The organism is Methylophaga sp. UBA4204 (assembly GCF_002379485.1).
In the GTDB taxonomy this organism is placed as follows: domain Bacteria; phylum Pseudomonadota; class Gammaproteobacteria; order Nitrosococcales; family Methylophagaceae; genus Methylophaga.
This window is the reverse complement of the sequence record NZ_DFTU01000048.1, coordinates 11,051-30,478: the sequence shown is the minus strand read 5'-3', so window position 1 is coordinate 30,478 and position 19,428 is coordinate 11,051. Positions and strand designations below refer to the sequence as shown.

General features: G+C 45.3%; 14 protein-coding genes and 1 pseudogene. 5 read left to right on the top strand and 10 right to left on the bottom strand.

Going from position 1 to position 19,428, the window contains the following annotated elements:
• Window positions 1-143 precede the first annotated feature (143 nt).
• The 3 genes from B3182_RS06925 to B3182_RS06915 all read left to right on the top strand — a co-directional run bounded on the left by B3182_RS06925 (window position 144) and on the right by B3182_RS06915 (window position 4,849).
• Window positions 144-1,343: a cyanate transporter gene (locus tag B3182_RS06925; protein ID WP_292357422.1), complete on the top strand. Its 1,200-nt coding sequence runs from the start codon at window positions 144-146 to the stop codon at window positions 1,341-1,343.
• Between the two features lie 213 nt (window positions 1,344-1,556).
• Window positions 1,557-2,798 carry an ATP-grasp domain-containing protein gene (locus B3182_RS06920; protein WP_292357424.1) on the top strand — a complete coding sequence of 414 codons (1,242 nt, stop codon included), beginning with the start codon at window positions 1,557-1,559 and terminating at the stop codon, window positions 2,796-2,798.
• Window positions 2,799-2,848: 50 nt separating this feature from the next.
• Complete coding sequence (locus B3182_RS06915; protein ID WP_292357426.1) at window positions 2,849-4,849, top strand: hypothetical protein; 2,001 nt, start codon at window positions 2,849-2,851, stop codon at window positions 4,847-4,849.
• A gap of 58 nt (window positions 4,850-4,907) precedes the next feature.
• Here B3182_RS06915 and B3182_RS06910 read toward each other — a convergent pair whose 3' ends face one another.
• Window positions 4,908-6,518 carry a GGDEF domain-containing protein gene (locus B3182_RS06910; RefSeq protein WP_292357428.1) on the bottom strand — a complete coding sequence of 537 codons (1,611 nt, stop codon included), beginning with the start codon at window positions 6,516-6,518 and terminating at the stop codon, window positions 4,908-4,910.
• Window positions 6,519-6,772: 254 nt separating this feature from the next.
• Window positions 6,773-7,405, bottom strand: a complete 633-nt coding sequence (locus B3182_RS06905; RefSeq protein ID WP_292357430.1) for a LysE family translocator — start codon at window positions 7,403-7,405, stop codon at window positions 6,773-6,775.
• Window positions 7,406-7,494: 89 nt separating this feature from the next.
• Between B3182_RS06905 and B3182_RS06900 the strand changes: the two genes are divergently transcribed.
• Complete coding sequence (locus tag B3182_RS06900) at window positions 7,495-8,187, top strand: hypothetical protein (RefSeq protein ID WP_292411621.1); 693 nt, start codon at window positions 7,495-7,497, stop codon at window positions 8,185-8,187.
• A 61-nt stretch (window positions 8,188-8,248) separates the two neighbouring features.
• Here B3182_RS06900 and B3182_RS06895 read toward each other — a convergent pair whose 3' ends face one another.
• The 3 genes from B3182_RS06895 to purL form a co-directional block, all read right to left on the bottom strand.
• Entirely contained in the window at window positions 8,249-8,698 is a 450-nt protein-coding gene (locus B3182_RS06895; protein ID WP_292357434.1) for an RT0821/Lpp0805 family surface protein, read from the bottom strand.
• A gap of 133 nt (window positions 8,699-8,831) precedes the next feature.
• Window positions 8,832-10,943 carry a sensor domain-containing diguanylate cyclase gene (locus B3182_RS06890; protein WP_292357435.1) on the bottom strand — a complete coding sequence of 704 codons (2,112 nt, stop codon included), beginning with the start codon at window positions 10,941-10,943 and terminating at the stop codon, window positions 8,832-8,834.
• Between the two features lie 118 nt (window positions 10,944-11,061).
• Entirely contained in the window at window positions 11,062-14,946 is a 3,885-nt protein-coding gene (purL, locus tag B3182_RS06885; RefSeq protein WP_292752086.1) for a phosphoribosylformylglycinamidine synthase, read from the bottom strand.
• Between the two features lie 78 nt (window positions 14,947-15,024).
• On the opposite strand from purL, the gene B3182_RS06880 reads away from it, so the two are divergent.
• Window positions 15,025-15,465 carry an RDD family protein gene (locus B3182_RS06880; RefSeq protein WP_292399245.1) on the top strand — a complete coding sequence of 147 codons (441 nt, stop codon included), beginning with the start codon at window positions 15,025-15,027 and terminating at the stop codon, window positions 15,463-15,465.
• Window positions 15,466-15,477: 12 nt separating this feature from the next.
• Here the strand turns inward: B3182_RS06880 and B3182_RS06875 are convergent, their stop codons facing one another.
• The 5 genes and pseudogenes from B3182_RS06875 to B3182_RS06855 all read right to left on the bottom strand — a co-directional run.
• Window positions 15,478-15,657 (bottom strand): DUF2835 family protein, encoded by a 180-nt coding sequence (locus B3182_RS06875; protein ID WP_292357441.1) that lies wholly within the window; start codon window positions 15,655-15,657, stop codon window positions 15,478-15,480.
• A gap of 25 nt (window positions 15,658-15,682) precedes the next feature.
• Entirely contained in the window at window positions 15,683-16,120 is a 438-nt protein-coding gene (locus tag B3182_RS06870; RefSeq protein WP_292357442.1) for an HIT domain-containing protein, read from the bottom strand.
• Complete coding sequence (gene pepN, locus B3182_RS06865) at window positions 16,120-18,771, bottom strand: aminopeptidase N (RefSeq protein ID WP_292357444.1); 2,652 nt, start codon at window positions 18,769-18,771, stop codon at window positions 16,120-16,122. Before pepN ends, B3182_RS06870 begins: the two co-directional genes overlap by 1 nt.
• Window positions 18,772-18,775: 4 nt before the next feature.
• The gene (locus B3182_RS06860) at window positions 18,776-19,093 is read right to left on the bottom strand and encodes an NGG1p interacting factor NIF3 (protein WP_292357446.1); all 318 of its coding nucleotides are present in this window, start codon (window positions 19,091-19,093) and stop codon (window positions 18,776-18,778) included.
• 5 nt (window positions 19,094-19,098) lie between these two features.
• Window positions 19,099-19,428, bottom strand: a pseudogene (locus B3182_RS06855) (hypothetical protein); the annotation flags it as partial.

The window sequence follows — 19,428 nt, the reverse complement described above, 5'->3', positions numbered from 1 at the left end:
CCCCACCGTAATAATCCCTATTCGCATTATCTAACTATTTGCTTAGTTTCCCTTTGCCCGCCAAAATGGCGTGTGGTTAGGGCTTGTTGATGTTTCCTGCCAAAGATTTTCTTCAATCAGTAACAACCAAATAAAGGAATGGCATGTCCGCCAGAGAACACGACGCTTCAGCTCTACAGAAAATTATTTTTGCTGTTGTAATTGTGCTGGTGGCACTAAATCTGCGGCCTATTCTGGCTTCAGTGGGCCCGCTACTTCCTGCGATTCAACAGGATATAACCCTCAGTTTCAAGCTCGCATCATTACTGACAACCCTGCCTGTATTTGCAATGGGACTGTTTTGTCTGGCCGGTTACCAACTCGCCCACCGCTTTGGTGTAAATCAAATCATTGTCTTTTCAATTGTGCTGATTGTTTTGTCTGCTGCATTACGTTTATGGGCTTTCGATGCCAGTAACCTGATCATCACCGCCCTATTGGCTGGACTGGGGATCGCCCTGATTCAGGCGTTGATGCCAATGGTGATCAAAAATATTTACGGTTCACAACATCCCAGAATGATGGGACTGTATATCACCGGCATTATGTTGGGAGCAGCAATTTCCGCGTCAATTTCCCCGTTTATTGAAGCTGAATACGGATGGCGGATGGGGCTGGGCAGCTGGAGTCTGCTGGCATTAATAGCACTGATAGCCTGGTGGTTTTACAAGCCCGATGCCAGACGTTTTCAGGATGATGACGCACAAATTGTGGCTACTCCGGGCCTATGGCGTAATAGGCGCAGCTGGTATCTGGCAATCTTTTTTTCATTGGGTTCCAGCTGTTATGTCTGTGTTCTGGCCTGGTTATCACCCTATGCCATAGAACAAGGATACACTGCAAAGCAGGCCGGTCTGATGCTTGGTCTTCTCACTGCGATGGAAGTCGTGGCCGGTTTATTATTCCCCGCTCTTTCGGCTAAAAATATCGACAGGCGGCGAATTCTTTATGTGCTATGTACACTGCAAATTATTGGATTTGGTGGTATGGCATTTAGACCGGATATAAGTTTATGGTTGTGGTCAGCGATTGCCGGGTTAGGTATTGGCGGGATATTCCCCATGGCATTAATAGTGACCATGGATCATCAAACAAACTCTCTGCTGGCTGGCAAACTGGCTGGGTTTGTTCAGGGTATAGGCTCAATGATTGCAGCTATCGCACCATGGATCGCGGGCTGGATGCGTGATTCATTGCAAAGTTTCACTATGGCCTGGGTTGCTCTCACTGGACTTGGAATACTTGCCTTATTAATGGCCCGCGCCTTTAACCCAAGCCGATATGTTGCCGTTTATCCACACTAAGAAGCTAATTTAGCCTTGTTAAATTCCCGCAGATGAAACCAATTTAGCCTTAATCAGTCCCCTTTAGTGTCTCATTATATCTCGCATGGGCATTGGCCCCCTGCATGACGATGGCGTCCTTCAATGACCTTTAAACAGTTCCGGTGATTATCAATATCACCGTGAAATCTGTAAGGTATTGTTTTATTTATTAAATTTCAAAGGTGGTAATTTATGGCAGAATCAGCGAAACACAGCTTCAATCCAGATAAAGGTTATATCGCATTACTGGGATGGAGTCTGAACGCTGTTGAAGCTGCCGAATCATTCGATCGACAATATGTTGTCGTCGCGCCTGATTGGGCAGAAGAATATTGCACTGAGCACAACATTCCCTATATCAAATGGAATTTTGAACGACTCAATGATCGTTCGCTCGAAATCGCCCAAACACTGCAGGAAGCCGGTGTTGATGTGGCGATTCCGTTATTTGAAGAAACGGTTGAATGGGCCGGAGCAATCAACTCAGTGTTAATGAATAATCCCAGACTATTTGGTCAGTCACTGTTATTACGTGATAAAGCCTTGATGAAGCGTCGTGCTCAGCTGGGTGGCATTCGGGTTGGTATTTTTGAAGAAGCACATGATAAAGATGATGTAGTCCGTTTTCTGAAACGCGTTAATCAGACTCTACTCAAATTGGATGGCGATCCCAATGACCCTATTCATCTGAAGGCATTTGATAAAGCAGGTTGTCTTGGACACCGGGTGATTCGTACGCCTGATGAAGTGGACATGATTCCGGATGAAGAATTTCCGGTATTAATGGAGTCGCATTTGGATGGCTGGGAATTTGCTGTCGAGGCCTGGATCCATAACGGTAAAATTCGTTTTCTGAATATTTCGGAATATGTCACGTTAGGTTATTCAGTGTTTGTTCCGGCAACACCTGAACTTGAACAATATCGTCCAGAAATAACCAGACAGATCGAAAAACTGATTAAAACGTTTGATATTGAATTTGGTTTTGTACATCCGGAATACTTTGTTACCAGTGATGGTGAAATGTACTTCGGTGAAGTCGCCTATCGTCCACCCGGTTTTAAAGTATTTGAATTACTACAGCGGGCATATGGCTTTAATGCTTACCATGCGTTGATTCTTTCTTTCGATCCGAAAACGACTGAAGAAGAAATCAGCAGCTTCTTCCCGAAAGAAGTAGTGGATGCCAAAGGCGTCGCTGGATGCTTTGGGGTTTATCCCCGTCGTCGCGTGGTCAGCCGTTTGGAAATTCCACAGGAAACCGAAGATAATCCCTATTTCGATTATCATGAATTGACTGCACCACTGGAAGAAACCGTCACTAAACGCACCGCCTTTGGTACACATTGGGGTTTGCTATACTTCTTCGGCAAAGATCCCGTCGTGATGCGTGATTTACTAAAAGAACAGGAATCATTGGATTTCTATATTTAGTCGATTACCCTAAGCACACATGCAGTAAAAGCAGAAAGCAGGTAAACAGTTTGATTGAATCCAATGTCATTGAATATCCAGATCCGAATCAGTCCTTGTTGATTGAACGCCTGGATGAAGCCATTAAGCAATTGGAACAGGCGCCAAGTTTTAGCAAGCCTACCAAGGCTGGGCGCTTGTTTGATACCGTCAAGCGGGTTTTGCATGCCAACGGTGGCTTCAAGATTATTTCACAGCATATTGAGCGTATCGAAAAAGCTGGTGCGTTTGATAATTCAGATTATGCCAAACCGCAGATCCTGATACCGGCGCTGAGTGCGCCGGCACTGCTCAGTAATGATGTCTATACGGTGATTATTGAAACCTTAAGCGAATTAAGGTTTTTGGCAGTGACCAAACAGGAATATGTGCATCCGGAAATCTCGTCAGAACAGGCTCATCATTTTCTGACACAGGTACTGGCCGTTAATCTGAAACGCTTATTTTCGGCAGCCGATGAGGCAGAACGCGAATTGCAGGGTCGTTTGGCTGAGATCAGTCGGGGCTTGTTGCACCATCTGGCAGAAAGCATTGGCTATGAGCATGTTATTGATCAATTAATTGATGAAATCTGGCGAATTCTGCAGCAACGGCCTATTCAAGTCGATCATGTCAAACAGATGGTGACGCAAATTGCTATCTGCCGCCAAAATCCCGATATTGATATGGGCAATAGTGGTCAGGGCGCCGATCGATTGATTAGCAGTCTGTTCGGGCCAACACAGGCCTGTAGAGAAGATCCGGGCGTCGAAATTTATAAGCAACGACTGCAGAGCATGGACAATGCTGCACTTCAATATGAAGCCAGCGGTTTTGCCCGTGCGATGCATGATACCGGTCTGGTGTCGCCCTATCACTCTGTATTACTCAGACATTTATCGGAAGAAACTGATTATCTGTTAAGTGAGGCATTGGGCTTATCCTCTACCGGTCGAGATTGTCTGCTGAGTTTCAGTGATCTGGTACGGGCACTTATTGCTAAAGCTATTCATCCTGAAACCGCTCAAGCTGTTTACGGTCTTTCCTTAATGCTGGAGCGTGGCATTCTTTATCAACCTGCAATGGCGCCCTCTTTATGGCGACAATTATCGCTGCCTTTGTCTCCAGCAGCAGAAGAACGTCTGAATTCGCTATTTGGCGATTCTCCAGGTGCAAGCAGCCGATTACTGGAAGGCGTGTTATGTGTGCTTGGACAGCCGTTAGGCATTGGCCAGGGTAATAACCCGACCTGTCAGTCGGCCAGAGCGATGTCGATGTGGGCCTATAATGATCCCGATTATCTTTTACAGATGGTGGTTTGGGCGGCTCGTGATGATGAAATCATTATGCATTTCGAAGGTAAGGCAATTTCATCACAAGACAGTCTTTCAGGTCTCGCCAGTCATTTACCAATGGATCTGGATCCGGTTTCACTTATCCTGGTACCGCATCTGGATCGGATTTATGCCGAAATGGGCCGTTGCTGTATTGATCGTGAAGGTGATCCTCATCGCTGGGTTAATCCGGAGTTTCATGGCTGGTGGTGTGGTCGCGGATTCAGTATTAATGTTGATGTGGCCTCAGGCAAACTAATGCAGCTGGAGGTGTTTCTCAGACATTTCTATGCCAGTTATCACCCCTATTACAATGACAATCAGCCATTGATTCATCCTCAACCGGCAGGTATTGCAGTTACTGATAGTGCCCTGCGGTTTGTTGGCTGGCATGCGATTACTATCTTAAGGGTTACACTGGATCCAAATAGTGTCATGCGAGTCTATTTCTACAATCCCAACAATGACAGCGGTCAGAACTGGGGCGATGATATTCAGGTCAGTACGTCGGGAAATTCTGAACGGTTTGGCGAAGCATCCTTGCCTTTTGAGGAGTTTGCCTCGCGGTTGTACATATTTCATTATGATCCGTTAGAGCCTGGCCAATTTGCATTGGTCAAATCTGAAGAATTACAACGTGTAATAGATCGTATTCATCGTAGCTGGGGAGCCAGTCGCTTACCTGAACTGAACGATTGAATAAAGCTTGGTTATCTCTAAAGATGACAACAGCATCGGTGATAAAAGATAAAAAAGCCTAAGGCAGCTCAAAATGATTTTCGTGTGATGGTCTGTCGTTTGAGTCGGAGTCTGACTGAGTTAAACTAGCCACCTGGTTTCTTCCCCTGTTTTTCGCTTGATATAGTGCTTTATCAGCCTGATGAAACAATTCATCCAGATGACTGCGTCCATCCCATTGCGCCACGCCGAGACTAGCTGTAACGTTGATTTTCTGATTTCGGTAAAGAACTTCAAGTGATTCAATTTCCGCTCGAATACGTTCAGCCACCGTATTAGCCAATTCATGATCAGCGCCGGATAAAAAAACCAGAAACTCTTCCCCCCCCATACGTCCAAATAAATCTCTGGGCCTGATAGCACTACTGATCGGCTCTACAATATTACACAACACTAAATCGCCGGCTTCATGCCCCAGGTTATCATTGACCTGTTTGAAGTGATCCAGGTCGATCATTATGGCGCTGGCAGTTTGTCCATCCAACCTTAAACGCTGTAACTCACGCTGTACTTCACCGAGAAAATGTCGCCGGTTGGGAATACCCGTCAGCTCATCAGTTGCGGCACTTTTAGCCAATCGTTCATTGGCTTTTTGCAATGCTTGATTGACCTCTTTCAATGCCAAAGTGCGTTCGTTCACCCGCTCCTCTAAAAACTGGTTTTGTGCTTTTAATGCATTTTCATGTTGTTTAAGCACATCACGTTGATCAGAAATCTCTTGAATCAGCATCGCCAGGCCAATCGAGACGACAGCAATAATGGCAAGATATTCCTGCGTCAGCCAAACGGCATTCTGTGGTGTATTGACGATTATCGGATGGGTACCACGCATTAAGTGTTCGACAGCAAAAACGGTAATCAAAGCAACCGTTGCTGCTGCACCGACGACGCCCAAGCGAATTGCAGCCAAAATACCAAGCAATACTAACCAGATAGGCGTGAAAAACAAAAAAGCTTTTTCATAGGCTTCAACGGTAAAGCTTTGATAACCAATCACAATCACAGCCGTCCAGAGAATTAATGCTTCCAATAAATAATGTAATTTAAATTGTGGCTGCCCTGCCTGGAGCCAGCGCCATAAAACCACAATCAATGGCGTTAATACCAGCATGGCCAACGCATCACCAAACCACCACAACTGCCATAAATTAATATAGCTGGTGTCGGTTCGCCCCATTAATACATAGACGATAGCTCCAGAAAGCCCGGCGAATGAAGCCGATAAAAATGGCGCAAAAAATAAAAAACATGCACCATTTTTAAGGTTTTTGAAATTAAAATTCTGACCACTTTTGCGTCGGATAAAAAAAGCTGCCAGTGAAACCGAAGCAATGTTGATTATTGCAAAACAGCTTGCTGCCCAGACCGGAAATGCCGGGATAGACGCTACTAGCTCTGCAATGATGCCGGCTATTGCAACAAAGGGTAGATAATGTTTTGGATAAATCAGAAATGCTGCCAGTAATATCGCATTGGGAGGCCAGAGGATGGCGATACCTTCGGGGGTGATGGTCTGATGAATGGCCACCAGGGCACCAAAATAATAGGCCAGCCCAACCAGCACCATCGCTTTAACAATCTGTAAGTTCAGATATCGGCTGAACAGAAAAACTGGTTTAGAGCCAATCATTAGCAGATCGCATGTATAACGTGATTAACAAACACCTAAAACCATCCGCTGACCATTAACCTGGCTAAAAATATTTTATCAATCATCTTCCCCCCAAGAACCGGATGAATTATTCATCTGTTTCAGTTTATTTTCTGTCGTCATTTATAACAAATGACAGAAAAATAATGCTACTGCCAGCATTTTCTTCATTAAAGTCCTTTAATGAGCGTTTGATATACCTCTTATAGCTGTAAAGCCCTACATTTATATGGTTATTTCCATAATGATAAAACTATCATTGCTCCGACACCGACTAACAATATTGCGGCCAGTTTATTGAAGTAATGATGTCCTTGTTTGAAGTACGACTGACCGACAGTTGCTGCCAGAAAGGCATAAACACACTTTACCCCTCCTACCGCTATAAACGTCACTAGAAAAATAACACCGGTGTCGGTAAGGGTTAACTCACTTAATGTGACCCAGGCAGGGAAAAATCCCATATAAAACAGAATCGCTTTATGATCTGCCAATGTCACAATAAACCCCATTAAAAAACTGCTTTTTAATGAGATCCGTGGATCAACTTGTAAAGCGGGTTGTTTCAAGGCTTTTTGACGCCAAAGCAGTATTGCCAGCCAGAATAGATACGCCGCTGCCAGCATCCGGATAAGCAATTCCCAGTGACCTATTAATGGCAGTAACAAGCCCATACCATATAGTGCAATACTGATAAACAGAATGTCGGCCATCACAATGCCAAAAGCTACGGCAGCACCATGGCTGAAGCCGTATACAGCGGCTCTGGAGGAGACTAATAGCACGCTTATACTTGGTATGGCGGCCAGTATTGCCAGGCTGATAAATAACCCCAGAGACGTATGTATATCTATAGTTAATTCCATTTATAAAAGACTCGCTGTAATGCATAATTCTGAAAGTGGCTCTGCTATTCTGACATGTAATGCTTTTACCAAACTAATTTGGCAATATCATGATGACAGCTCGTCCAGCAAAAGCTTTATTGATGCATGAACTTTTTATTAAGTTGTCGATTGTAAGCATGTTATTGCTATTCGTTTTAATAACGACCAGCTGCTCCGATACCACAGTTAACCTGCCTGACAATCAACAGAATCTATGTGAGTTGTTTCGTGAACAACCCCATTGGTATGACTACGCAAAAGTATCAGAAATAAAATGGGGAACCCCTGTTTCCTCACAAATGGCTTTTATACAATCGGAATCGAGTTTTCAAAGCCTTGTTCGCCCACCTAGAAGCAAATTACTGGACTTAATTCCTTGGTCACGAACATCATCTGCTTATGGCTATGCCCAGGCGCAAAATCAGGTTTGGCAGGAATATCTGGCAGATAACGCCAGTCCCTTGGCCCGTCGGACACATATGAAATATGCCACAGACTTTATCGGTTGGTACAACCAACGCAGTCAACGCATGTTAGATATCTCTATGGATAACCCTAAACATCTATACCTGGCATATCATGAAGGTCAAACCGGCTATCGGCGTGGTAGTTATAAGGCTAAACCACAGGTACAGCTTAAAGCCAGGCAGGTAAGTGAACGAGCCAAAAAATACTCAAACCAACTCGCTGAGTGTGAAGATGAGTTTAAATGTCGTCATTTTTGGCAGATTGGTCCATTCTGCCCAAAGAAACAGTCCTGAAATTTATTTCAGCCATAAAAAAACCGGCTGACGCCGGTTTTTTTATCAGGTTTATTGTGGGTTACTGATTTACCCATTCCCCATTGGCGTTACGGCAAGCAGTGCCTTTAACGACTTCACGTTGCCCGTCAATATAGGCGTCCATCTCGTATTCGCGACATGGGCGGTCATTCGTTTCATAGGTACGGGTAGGAGTAACACTGTATTGTGCTCCGGTATCAGGATTATTCCAGGAATTAGTACGTCCTGTAGGGGTATTTTCAAATGTTTCATATGTGCGGCGTCTGTCCAGCTCATCCATTTCACTACCAATATGACCACCCACCATTGCCCCTAAAATAGTACCGCCTATGATGGCTGCGGTTCGTCCAGTTCCACCACCAACATTAGAACCAAGTACACCACCTGCAACACCGCCTAAACCAGCCCCCACGTTTTGTTTACTCATCTGACAACCTGCCAGACTGACGGTAAAAATTGCTGCGATCATTATCGTGAATAGGGTTTTCATACACTGTCCTTATTATTTTTTTCAATTTATAAACTTCTGACTATATTCTAACGGATTAAATTCATTACTCTTGGGCGTGAAGCACACCTTTACATAAATTTTCACTTTGCAAAATAATTACCCTTTATATGATCTAAGGAGAGGCAACCTCTACACGGTTTCGACCAGACTGTTTTGCCCGATACAGGGCCTTGTCAGCATTCTGTAGCAGCTGGTGTGGTATATCTCCTCGTCCATCCCAACTACTAATACCCACCGAGATAGTCAAAGTGCCCAACTCTTTGTCCTGATAAACAATCTTTTTAGCAGCAATTTTTTCCAATAAAGTATTGGCTCGATCCAACGCGTCCTGAAGATGGGCGGCCGGCATCAATACAACAAACTCCTCGCCACCGTAGCGACAGGGTATATCTGTTTCACGAAAATGATCCAACATCAATGAAGCAACTATACGCAATGCCATGTCACCCGCGTCATGACCAAAACGATCATTAAACTGTTTGAAATTATCGATATCACAAATCAGCAGAGATAATGATTGTTGATAACGCTCAGCAAGTTGGAGTTCACGTTGCAGGGCATCATCAAAATACCGGCGATTTTTCAAGCCAGTCAAAGCATCTTCAAATGACATGATATGCAGGTCTTCTCTATGCTTGATACCACTCAACGTCACGCTTAATCTATCAATTGCCCTGAATATAAATTGTTCAATCACTTGCCGCATTTCTGATGTTTCAGTGGAAAGATCCAGCAGTTCAAAGGTAATGAACGTTTGTTTACCCAGCCGCAAATCATCAATCTCAATTCGATACTTATCATTCAAAACAGAATTTGGTGATAAATCCGCAAATTCATTGAAGGTCGATACACGCAGCTGTAGTGGTGCAAAAACCTTATGTAATTCCTGACAAATCATATTACCGGCCTGCTGCAGGCTCTGGCTAGGTTGTAGTCGACTTATCAGGGTTTCCAGTCGAAGGCTGAAGTCATTGATCAAAGCCAGTTGATTTGCCCGTTGCTGTTCAAGTAACACGTAATTCTGTAAAGCAGCAGTTCGTTCGCTCACCCTCTGTTCCAGCAACACATTTAATTCTTTTAAAGCCAGTTGGATCTGCCGATAATGTCTTAACGAAACAACCACCAGAATTAACGCAAAGATTAACCCGCCAAAGGCCAATGGAAAGTTCACCCAGGGCACAAAACCATGAGCAATAATCATATCAATCAGAAAAAATATGGCATAAAGTCCAAACGCCCCCATGACCAACCTTTGTTCGGTATTCATCACCGTGAAATGACGAATACAAAACCAAAGCATGATCACCAGTGTGATAACAAATAACATATCGAAAATCGGGTAGAAATGGGCCAGGTGCCAGGCTCCAAACAATGTTAATACCAGACACAGCACTACATAAAGCATATGCATTTGGGCGATACGCAGCATCAATTTACCGCTTTGTACGGCGAGCCAGTAATTGAGGATCAATGCGATAAAAATCGGAATCGAAAAATACGATATAGCCGCCAAATAGGTTTTTGCTAACGGCGCATATATCAGTAGTTGTAATGCCTGGCTTTCTCCCAGCAGATTTCCTGCACTGGCAAGTGAAAATAATCCAAGATAAATAAACTCACGGTTATCACCGCGCATTGCAGAAAACGCAAATGCAATCAGTGCGATAAAGAAAAAGAATGCCGAAATCACTAAATCGCTATGCGAATTATTGAGTATATTCAGTAATGCTGCAGAGCGTTCAAGCAGCTTCTTTTCTCCCCACAAACCAATATCGGTGTAGTCAGAATAGACTCGGAAGTATAGCGTACGGCCAGCAAAATCATCTGGCAGACCAATGATATGCCATGGCCACCCCGCATACTCCCCCTTTCCCTCCGCATCAAATTCACCAAAGCGATAAATAAGCTGCTGATCGAGATAAACCTCGGCAATTAAATCAATACTGGAAATAAACACCACTGGATCGATCAGATTTATATCTGGCAACGTGGTGCGATACCAGATATTTTCTTGGCCCTGCCGATCAGGAGGATAGGTAGGCTTGGGAATGGACTGCCAGTCGGCATGACTTTCCTGATCCGGCATGGTCCATACCGGTTTTCCATCAACAAACGGTGAATCTCCCCAACGATATTGCCAATTTTCGAGATCTTTTTGTTCAGAGGTGGCTGCAGACAGTATTCCGTGAGACACCAATAGCATTATTAGTATCAGCAGACGCATCAAACGTCCTGCCAAGTAACACTGGTTGTTGGTTGAGTCAGTCATAGGCGTTAAGCGTAATGCTTTTATCCTCAGATAAAAAAATACCCCTTGATGGACTCAAGAGGTATTCAATTTTTTAGCCGACCCAACGTCTTGCATTATGGAACACCCTTAACCATGGTGCATCTTTGCCCCAGTCATCTGGATACCATGAATGCTGAACACTACGGATGACCCGTTCTGGATGAGGCATCAGAATAGTGACACGGCCATCTGTGGTGGTAAAACCGTTATGTCCATTTGCAGAACCATTAGGATTAAAAGGATAACGCTCAGTGGGCTGACCATAATGATCTACATAACGCATCGCCACTAACGCGTCCGACATACTGCCACCTTCGCTGAAGTCAATCCGTCCTTCTCCATGTGCAACGGCAATAGGCATGATCGAACCCGCCATATCCTGCAACAGAATGGATGGTGATTCGGTGATTTCAACCAATGAGAAACGTGCCTCAAACTGTTCAGACAAATTACGACTGAACCGCGGCCAATGCTCACTGCCAGGAATCAATGATTTCAATTGTGACAGCATTTGACAGCCATTACATACGCCAAGCGAGAAGGTATCTTCACGGGCAAAAAACGCCGCAAACTCATCGCGTGCACGCGCATTGGGTAAAACGGTACTGGCCCAGCCACGCCCGGCTCCCAGAACGTCACCATATGAGAAACCACCACAGGCCACCAGACCTTTGAAATCAGCCAGAGAAACGCGACCTTCAACAATGTCGCTCATATGTACATCCACTGAAGTAAAGCCGGCATGATCAAATGCTGCGGCCATTTCCAGCTGACCATTGACACCCTGCTCACGCAGAATCGCCATTTTAGGTCGCTGTCCACTGATAATAAATGGCGCGGCGACTTGTTCTTTGAGATCAAAACTCAGCTTAGCGTGCAAACCGGGATCTTGCTCATCATCCAATGCAGCAAATTCCTGCTCGGCACAATCAGGGTTATCACGCAATGCCTGCATCCGGTAGCTGGTTTCAGCCCAGAATTTTTGTAATACCTGACGACGCTGGTTTAATACTTGTTCATTATTAACGCTTATTTGAATCGTTTGATCTGTTGAGACTTCACCAATAAGATGACTGTGTTTGCTTAAATCAAACTGCTGCAGAACTTCCAGTACAGCATCTTGATATTCAGCCTTGATCTGGATCACGGCACCCAGTTCTTCATTAAACAACACTGGTAAGGCTTCACCCAGTCCATTCAAATTGATATTCAGACCACAATGCCCGGCAAAAGCCATTTCACATAAAGTGGTGATAAGACCACCATCACTGCGATCGTGATATGCCAGAACCAGTTGGTCCTGCTTCAATTGCTGCATGGCCGCAAAGAAGTTTTTCAGAGTACGTGCATCGTCTACATCCGGACCACGATGCCCAACCTGATTATAAACCTGGGCCAGAGCTGAGGCTGCCAGACGGTTATGACCGTGACCGAGATCCAGATAAATTAAACGGGTTTCACCCAGATCGGTCCGTAATTGTGGCGTAAGCGTTTTACTGGTATCGGTAACCGGCGAAAATGCGCTGATAATAAGTGATAACGGAGAAGTAACCGCTTTGGTTTCGCCCTTTTCATCCCAGACTGTTTTCATCGACAGCGAATCTTTACCCACCGGAATGGCAATGCCCAGTTGCGGGCATAATTCCATGCCAACGGCTTTGACAGTGTCATATAACAAAGCATCTTCGCCGCTATGACCACATGCGGCCATCCAGTTGGCTGACAGTTTGATATCACTTATTTTCTCAATATCCGCCGCAGCAATATTGGTTAATGCTTCACCAATCGCCATCCGACCCGATGCCGGAGCATCAATAACCGCTAATGGTGTGCGTTCGCCCATCGACATGGCTTCACCCAGTAAGCCGTGATGATCAGCCAGAGTTACCGCACAATCAGCCACCGGCACCTGCCAAGGGCCTACCATCTGATCCCTAGCCACCAGGCCAGTTATACTGCGATCACCGATGGTAATCAGAAAGTTTTTGCTGGCGACCGTTGGTAGTTTTAATACCCTCTCCAATGCCTCACTTACAGTAATACCACTCAGTTCCAACTCGGGTTTAGGTATGCTGTGATGTTTGACATCGCGCAGCATTTTTGGCGGCTTACCCAATAGCAGCGATAACGGCATATCGATTGGATTATTTTCAAATTGGGCATCTCCCAGCAATAGATGCTGATCTTCGGTGGTTTCTCCTACAATCGCCCAGGGGCAGCGTTCTCTTTCACAAATGGCCTGGAACAACTCAATATCTTCAGGGTTTACGCCTAATACATAGCGTTCCTGAGATTCATTACACCAGATTTCCATCGGTGACATGCCCGGTTCATCATTTGGGATGACCCGAAGTTCAAATCGCCCGCCACGACCACTGTCATCCACTAACTCCGGAAACGCGTTGGATAAACCACCGGCACCAACGTCATGAATCGAAACAATTGGATTTTTATCATTAAGTGCCACACAGCGATCAATAACTTCCTGACAACGGCGCTCCATTTCCGGATTACCGCGTTGCACCGAAGCGAAATCCAGTCCCTCTTCACTGGTACCGGAAGCCACCGAGGAAGCTGCACCGCCCCCCAGACCTATCAACATTGCCGGGCCACCAAGCGCAATCAGCTGCGTGCCTGGTTGCATGATATGTTTTTCAACATGCTGAGGTCGAATACTACCCAGCCCACCAGCTACCATGATGGGTTTGTGATAACCCCGCATTTCAAAGCCATCATCAGATGGCACTTTAGCTTCATAGGTGCGGAAATAACCGCATAAATTGGGGCGGCCAAATTCATTGTTAAATGCCGCGCCACCTAATGGGCCATCAATCATGATTTGCAAAGCAGAAGCGATACGGGCCGGTTTGCCGTAATTGGTTTCCCATGGTTGTTCAAAGCCGGGAATCTGCAAGTTTGAAACCGAAAAACCGGTTAAACCTGCTTTAGGTTTAGAGCCACGTCCGGTGGCACCTTCATCACGAATTTCACCGCCGGCACCAGTCGCCGCACCAGGAAAAGGTGAAATAGCCGTTGGGTGATTATGGGTTTCAACCTTCATCAGAATATGCTGCTGCTCGCCTTCGTAGCAGTAGTGATTATCACTCATATCTACCTGAAAACGATGGCTGCGTGGGCCTTCGATAACGGAAGAGTTATCGTTATAAGCTTTAACGACACCTTCAGGATGTTGTTCGTGGGTATAACGAATCATATCGAACAGGCTGCGATCCTGGGTTTTGCCATCAATAATCCAGTCAGCCTTGAATATTTTGTGACGGCAATGCTCAGAGTTCGCTTGAGCAAACATCATTAATTCTATGTCATTCGGATTACGATTAAGTGCTGTGAAATTATCAAACAGGTAATCAATTTCATCATCAGCCAGAGCAAGGCCCAGATCTTGATTGGCTGCAACCAATGCCTGACGTCCACCGTTAAGAATATCTACAGATAATAATGGTCTTGGTGCTGTATGCATGAACAATTGTTCAGCGTCTTCTTCATTATCAAAAACACTTTCAATCATGCGATCATGCAATTTTGCTGCAATCGTAGCGCGTTGTTCACTGCTGAGAGTAGATTGGCTGGTGACATAAAAAGCGATACCGCGTTCAACCCGAACAATGTCTGTTAAACCGCTGTTATGTACAATATCGGTCGCTTTACTGGACCAAGGCGAAATAGTCCCGGGACGCGGAGTAATTAGAAACAGGTTTTCCTGAGCTTGCGCGCTGCTACTGCCTTTACTGGCTTCGAGCATCTCCCCCAGGGTAACAAGATCCGTTTGATTAAGTTGACCATCACTTTCCAGTTCAGCGAAATAGTGATATTCACTTCTTAACGCACTGACTGCAGCGACTTCAGCGCGGATAGCGCGCAGCAATTTTTCAATTCGGAAAGCAGAGAAAGCCGGACGGCCAACCAATTGCAGCATTTGAAACCCAATTCAGAGAAAATTAAAGCGATAATGATACTTTATACGCCCGAATTCGCCCAATAAAATTGAGCTTTAATGATGACTGAAAATAGTTCCACTCCCCGTAAACCCAGCCCTTTCAGACTACTTGCCGTGATGATGTATGACAGCATGTTATTGGTCTCGGTACTGTTAGTCGCCGCTGCCGTTGCGGTAGCCCTGAATGGCGGTGAAGCAATCGGTGCCAATAATCCATTCTTTTTTGTCTATCTGCTGGGCGTGGCATTTATTTTTTATGGCTGGTTCTGGACCCATGGCGGACAAACACTTGGCATGCGTGCCTGGCGGGTTTATCTCATCAGCGGCCAAAATACCGGGATCAACTGGCAGCAGGCATTTCTGCGCTTTATGGTTGGCCTCTTTTCCTGGCTGCCATTAGGTTTGGGATATTGGTGGTTGTGGCTGAGCCCCGATAAACTCAGCTGGCATGATATTGCTTCAGGTAGTTACCTGGTGTATTCACCTAAAGAGAAATAGCGGACTAAGCCTTTAATCTGAGATACGTTCCAGATTGATCATTTTATGATTGTCATCAAAGCGGATTTTGAAGCGACCATGAATACCGGTTTGTGTAATAAAACGCCGAACATGCAATGCAGGAAACTGAAGAGATTGTCCCGAATCGGTTATCGCAACAACAGCAGAAGCTTCGCCTCGATAGTAGCGCATCGCCTCTTCCCTATCGACATGAAGTCTAAACGTTAAGACTTTGACCACTAACGAGAAAACCTCTAAACATATCGCTTAAATTACGCAGCATTTGTTGTTTGTCTGAATCACTATACGGCACAGCTACGCCCTGGCCCCAGATCGGTTTTGGCCAGACGGCATCAGTTTTAAAGCGAGCCGCATGATGCACATGTAACTGCGGAACCACATTTCCCAATGCCGCAATATTCATTTTATCGGCCTCGGTGAGTTTCATCAGTTTTTCGGCGACTAATGCTGACTCCTGCCAGAGTAATTGCTGATCCTGCATCGAAAGATCATAAATTTCACTGATATCTTTGCGACGTGGCACCAGAATCACCCACGGGAAACGGGCGTCATTCATCAGTAACACTCGGCACAGTGGTAAATCACCGATCAGAAATGTGTCCGCAGCTAACTGAGGATGTAATTCAAATTTCATTAATCCGCCAGATATTTGTTAACGATCTCATAGACATCAGATGAGAGATCCTGCTGCTGAGCAATATTTTGCAATGCATCGCGCATCATTTGCTGGCGTTTTGCATCATATCGGCGCCAGGAATTGAATGCACCCAATTGCCGCGAAGCCACCTGCGGATTAATTTTATCCAGCACCAAAATCTGTTCAGCCAGGAAACGATAGCCACTGCCATCTTTTGCGTGAAATAACGCTGGATTGTTACGACAAAACTGACCGATTAACGCCCGAACATTATTTGGATTTTTAATGCTGAACGCAGGATGTTTCATCAACCCTTTAATCCGAATCAATGTATCCGGGAGGCTGGATAGAGCCTGCACAGTAAGCCATTTATCCACCACCTGCCGGTCATGCTGCCATTGCTCATAAAATGCGCGCAAGGCATGTTCACGTTCGGTACCTGGCTGATCCACCATCAGACGCAGACCAGACAGAGTGTCTGTCATATTATCTGCCTGTTTCATCTGTTTCAGGCAGCGCTGAGTTTGCATCGGATCGCCGGTTGCCATCAGATAGCCCAGACAGACGTTTTTCAGGCTGCGTCTTCCCATATGCTCTGAGTTAAACTGATACGGCACATTTGGCAAATTATGCTGCTGATACAAAGCATCAAACTGGGCTTTCAACTGCGTTGCCAGGGTATCTTTTACAAATTTACGCACACCATGGATGGCATCCACGTCAGCTACTTTCATCTGTGCTGCCAGATAATTCTCTGAGGGCAATGTCAGCATGCGCGCTACCAATGCGGGATCAGCCGTTTTATCCTCTAATACAGCAGCACATTGTTTTGACAAAATTTCCGGCAATTGCAGCGTTTTATCTTGCTGATAATCGTTGATTAAAGACAGCATGACTTGGATGAAGAGACTTTGTCCGGCATCCCAACGATTAAAACTGTCTTTTTCATTGGCCATCAAAAACGCAAGTTCTTCATTATCACGCTCAATCAGTAATTTAACTGGCGCGGAAAAGCCACGAAGTAAAGAGACAATCGGCTTGTTATCTACCCCGATAAAACGGAATACTTGCTCTGCTTCGCTTAGTTCAAGTACGCGGGTGTCGTTATCATAGGGTTGAGCTTCATCAATCAATTGTAAAGGCAAACTATTACCTGCAGCATCCAGTAACCCCATTGCAACTGGAATTAAAAATGGTTGTTTTTCGGTCTGTCCCGGTGTGGCCGGGCAAGATTGCTGCAAGGTTAAGGTCAATATTTTCTTTGTTGCATCATATTGATGAGTGGCTGTAATAACCGGTGTTCCTGCCTGGGAATACCAACGTTTGAACTGGGTTAAATCAATACGGTTGGCATCTTCAATAGCTTTAACAAAATCGTCCGTGGTCACTGCCTGACCATCATGGCGGTCAAAATATAAATCAGTGCCTTTACGGAACCCCTCTTCGCCAACCAGGGTTTTGATCATGCGTACAACTTCCGCACCTTTCTCGTAAATGGTCACGGTATAAAAGTTACTGATTTCGATATAGCTATCGGGTCTGATAGGATGCGCCATCGGACCGGCATCTTCAGCAAATTGCAAACTGCGTAACTGATCAACATCATCAATTCGTTGCACCGCGGCAGAATTCAAATCCGCACTGAAAGATTGATCCCGCATCACGGTAAAGCCTTCTTTAAGGCTTAACTGGAACCAGTCACGACAAGTCACCCGATTACCGGACCAGTTATGGAAGTACTCGTGGCCGACAATGCTTTGTATGGTGTAAAAGTCGTTATCCGTAGCCGTTTTAGGACTGGCCAAAACGCAGGCAGCATTAAAGATGTTCAGCCCTTTGTTTTCCATCGCCCCCATATTGAAATCATTAACCGCAACAATCATGAAGACATCTAAATCGTACTCACGGCCATAAGTCTCCTCATCCCAGCGCATGGATTGCTTTAAAGACACCAGTGCATGATCACATTTATCGTGATTTTCTTTATCGACATAGATCTGCAAGGTCACGTCACGTCCGCTTAAGGTCGTAAAGCTGTCCTGTTGCATATAGAGATCACCGGCAACTAAAGCAAACAAATAACAGGGTTTAGGATGTGGATCATGCCAGCGAACCCAATGGCGTCCATCCGCTAATTCACCCTGCTCTTGCAAGTTACCGTTTGATAAGAGAATTGGCCATTTCTGTTTCTCAGCCGTGATGGTCACGCTAAATACGGCCATCACATCAGGGCGATCCGGATAATAGGTGATGCGTCGAAAGCCCTCTGCCTCACATTGAGTGCAAACCAACGCGCCTGAATGATATAAGCCTTCGAGCGCGGTATTTTGATCTGGATAAATCTCGGTGACGATTTCCAGCTGAAACTTTTCCGGTAATGTCGGCAACACCAGCTGAGTATTGGAGCGTTGAAATTCTGCGGCAGTTAATGTCCGTCCATCAAGTTTGATACTTATTAACTCTAAATGCTCGCCATTTAATACACAGGCTTCACCTGGCCCTTTTGGATTACGCCGCATGTTCAGAATACTGGTCACACGAGTCGTTGAAGCGTCCAGATCAAAATGCAAATCAACGTTGTCGACCAGATAAGACGGGACGGTGTAATCCGCGAGACGAATCGTTTTAGGGGACGCAGGTGCGTTCATTAAATTAAAAATCCTCTTGATTAACTGGCCAGTACTGATAAGCAGGCTCTTCATATGGATGTGCGAGTTTCAACGCTGAGACAACAGCTTTGATAGTCTCGTTCGAGCAAATCGTTTCAACTCGATATTCGTTTACTTGTTCCAGTTTTCCGTTTTCACCAATAAATGGCTGGCTGTCTTCTAAAGGTCGGAACTGGCCCATACCTTGTGTTTCCCAACTGCAGCAGTCATAACCATCAAAATGTCCTGCTCCGGCATTAAAAATGGCTTCTTTAACCAATTCTTTATGGGTTTCAGGAACAAAAAACACAAGTTTGTACATGAGGTTTACCTCCACTGCCATTGCTGGGCTTCACCGGTCCCAGCAATACTCAATACAGCGCTTGCATTGGCATTAAACGCTACAGCCTGTATGACCATTCCAGGATTAAGTGGATTCTGTCTGGTCACTTTCCAGCAACGTAATTTGTCACCTTGGGGTAATTGCCAGACGCAAATTCGTTCTGCCGCGTGCCCGGTTACCAGTAACATGCCATCTTCTGAAAAATTAACGGCCGTTGTGGTCGTATTAAAAACCGGGAATTCTGGAACTGGCAACGATTTTGGCCAGGCGGAACTGCGTAGCTGAGATTGCAGACTGCCATCCGCCAATGACCG

What these genes read in the sequence shown, in the direction of transcription:
- B3182_RS06890 (WP_292357435.1), bottom strand. Translation starts at nt 10,943, where the DNA reads ATGCGTCTGCTGATACTAATAATGCTATTGGTGTCTCACGGAATACTG.
- B3182_RS06925 (WP_292357422.1), top strand. Translation starts at nt 144, where the DNA reads ATGTCCGCCAGAGAACACGACGCTTCAGCTCTACAGAAAATTATTTTT.
- B3182_RS06870 (WP_292357442.1), bottom strand. Translation starts at nt 16,120, where the DNA reads ATGAAATTTGAATTACATCCTCAGTTAGCTGCGGACACATTTCTGATC.
- B3182_RS06875 (WP_292357441.1), bottom strand. Translation starts at nt 15,657, where the DNA reads ATGCGCTACTATCGAGGCGAAGCTTCTGCTGTTGTTGCGATAACCGAT.
- B3182_RS06880 (WP_292399245.1), top strand. Translation starts at nt 15,025, where the DNA reads ATGATGACTGAAAATAGTTCCACTCCCCGTAAACCCAGCCCTTTCAGA.
- B3182_RS06900 (WP_292411621.1), top strand. Translation starts at nt 7,495, where the DNA reads ATGATGACAGCTCGTCCAGCAAAAGCTTTATTGATGCATGAACTTTTT.
- B3182_RS06860 (WP_292357446.1), bottom strand. Translation starts at nt 19,093, where the DNA reads ATGTACAAACTTGTGTTTTTTGTTCCTGAAACCCATAAAGAATTGGTT.
- pepN (WP_292357444.1), bottom strand. Translation starts at nt 18,771, where the DNA reads ATGAACGCACCTGCGTCCCCTAAAACGATTCGTCTCGCGGATTACACC.
- purL (WP_292752086.1), bottom strand. Translation starts at nt 14,946, where the DNA reads ATGCTGCAATTGGTTGGCCGTCCGGCTTTCTCTGCTTTCCGAATTGAA.
- B3182_RS06905 (WP_292357430.1), bottom strand. Translation starts at nt 7,405, where the DNA reads ATGGAATTAACTATAGATATACATACGTCTCTGGGGTTATTTATCAGC.
- B3182_RS06910 (WP_292357428.1), bottom strand. Translation starts at nt 6,518, where the DNA reads ATGATTGGCTCTAAACCAGTTTTTCTGTTCAGCCGATATCTGAACTTA.
- B3182_RS06895 (WP_292357434.1), bottom strand. Translation starts at nt 8,698, where the DNA reads ATGAAAACCCTATTCACGATAATGATCGCAGCAATTTTTACCGTCAGT.
- B3182_RS06920 (WP_292357424.1), top strand. Translation starts at nt 1,557, where the DNA reads ATGGCAGAATCAGCGAAACACAGCTTCAATCCAGATAAAGGTTATATC.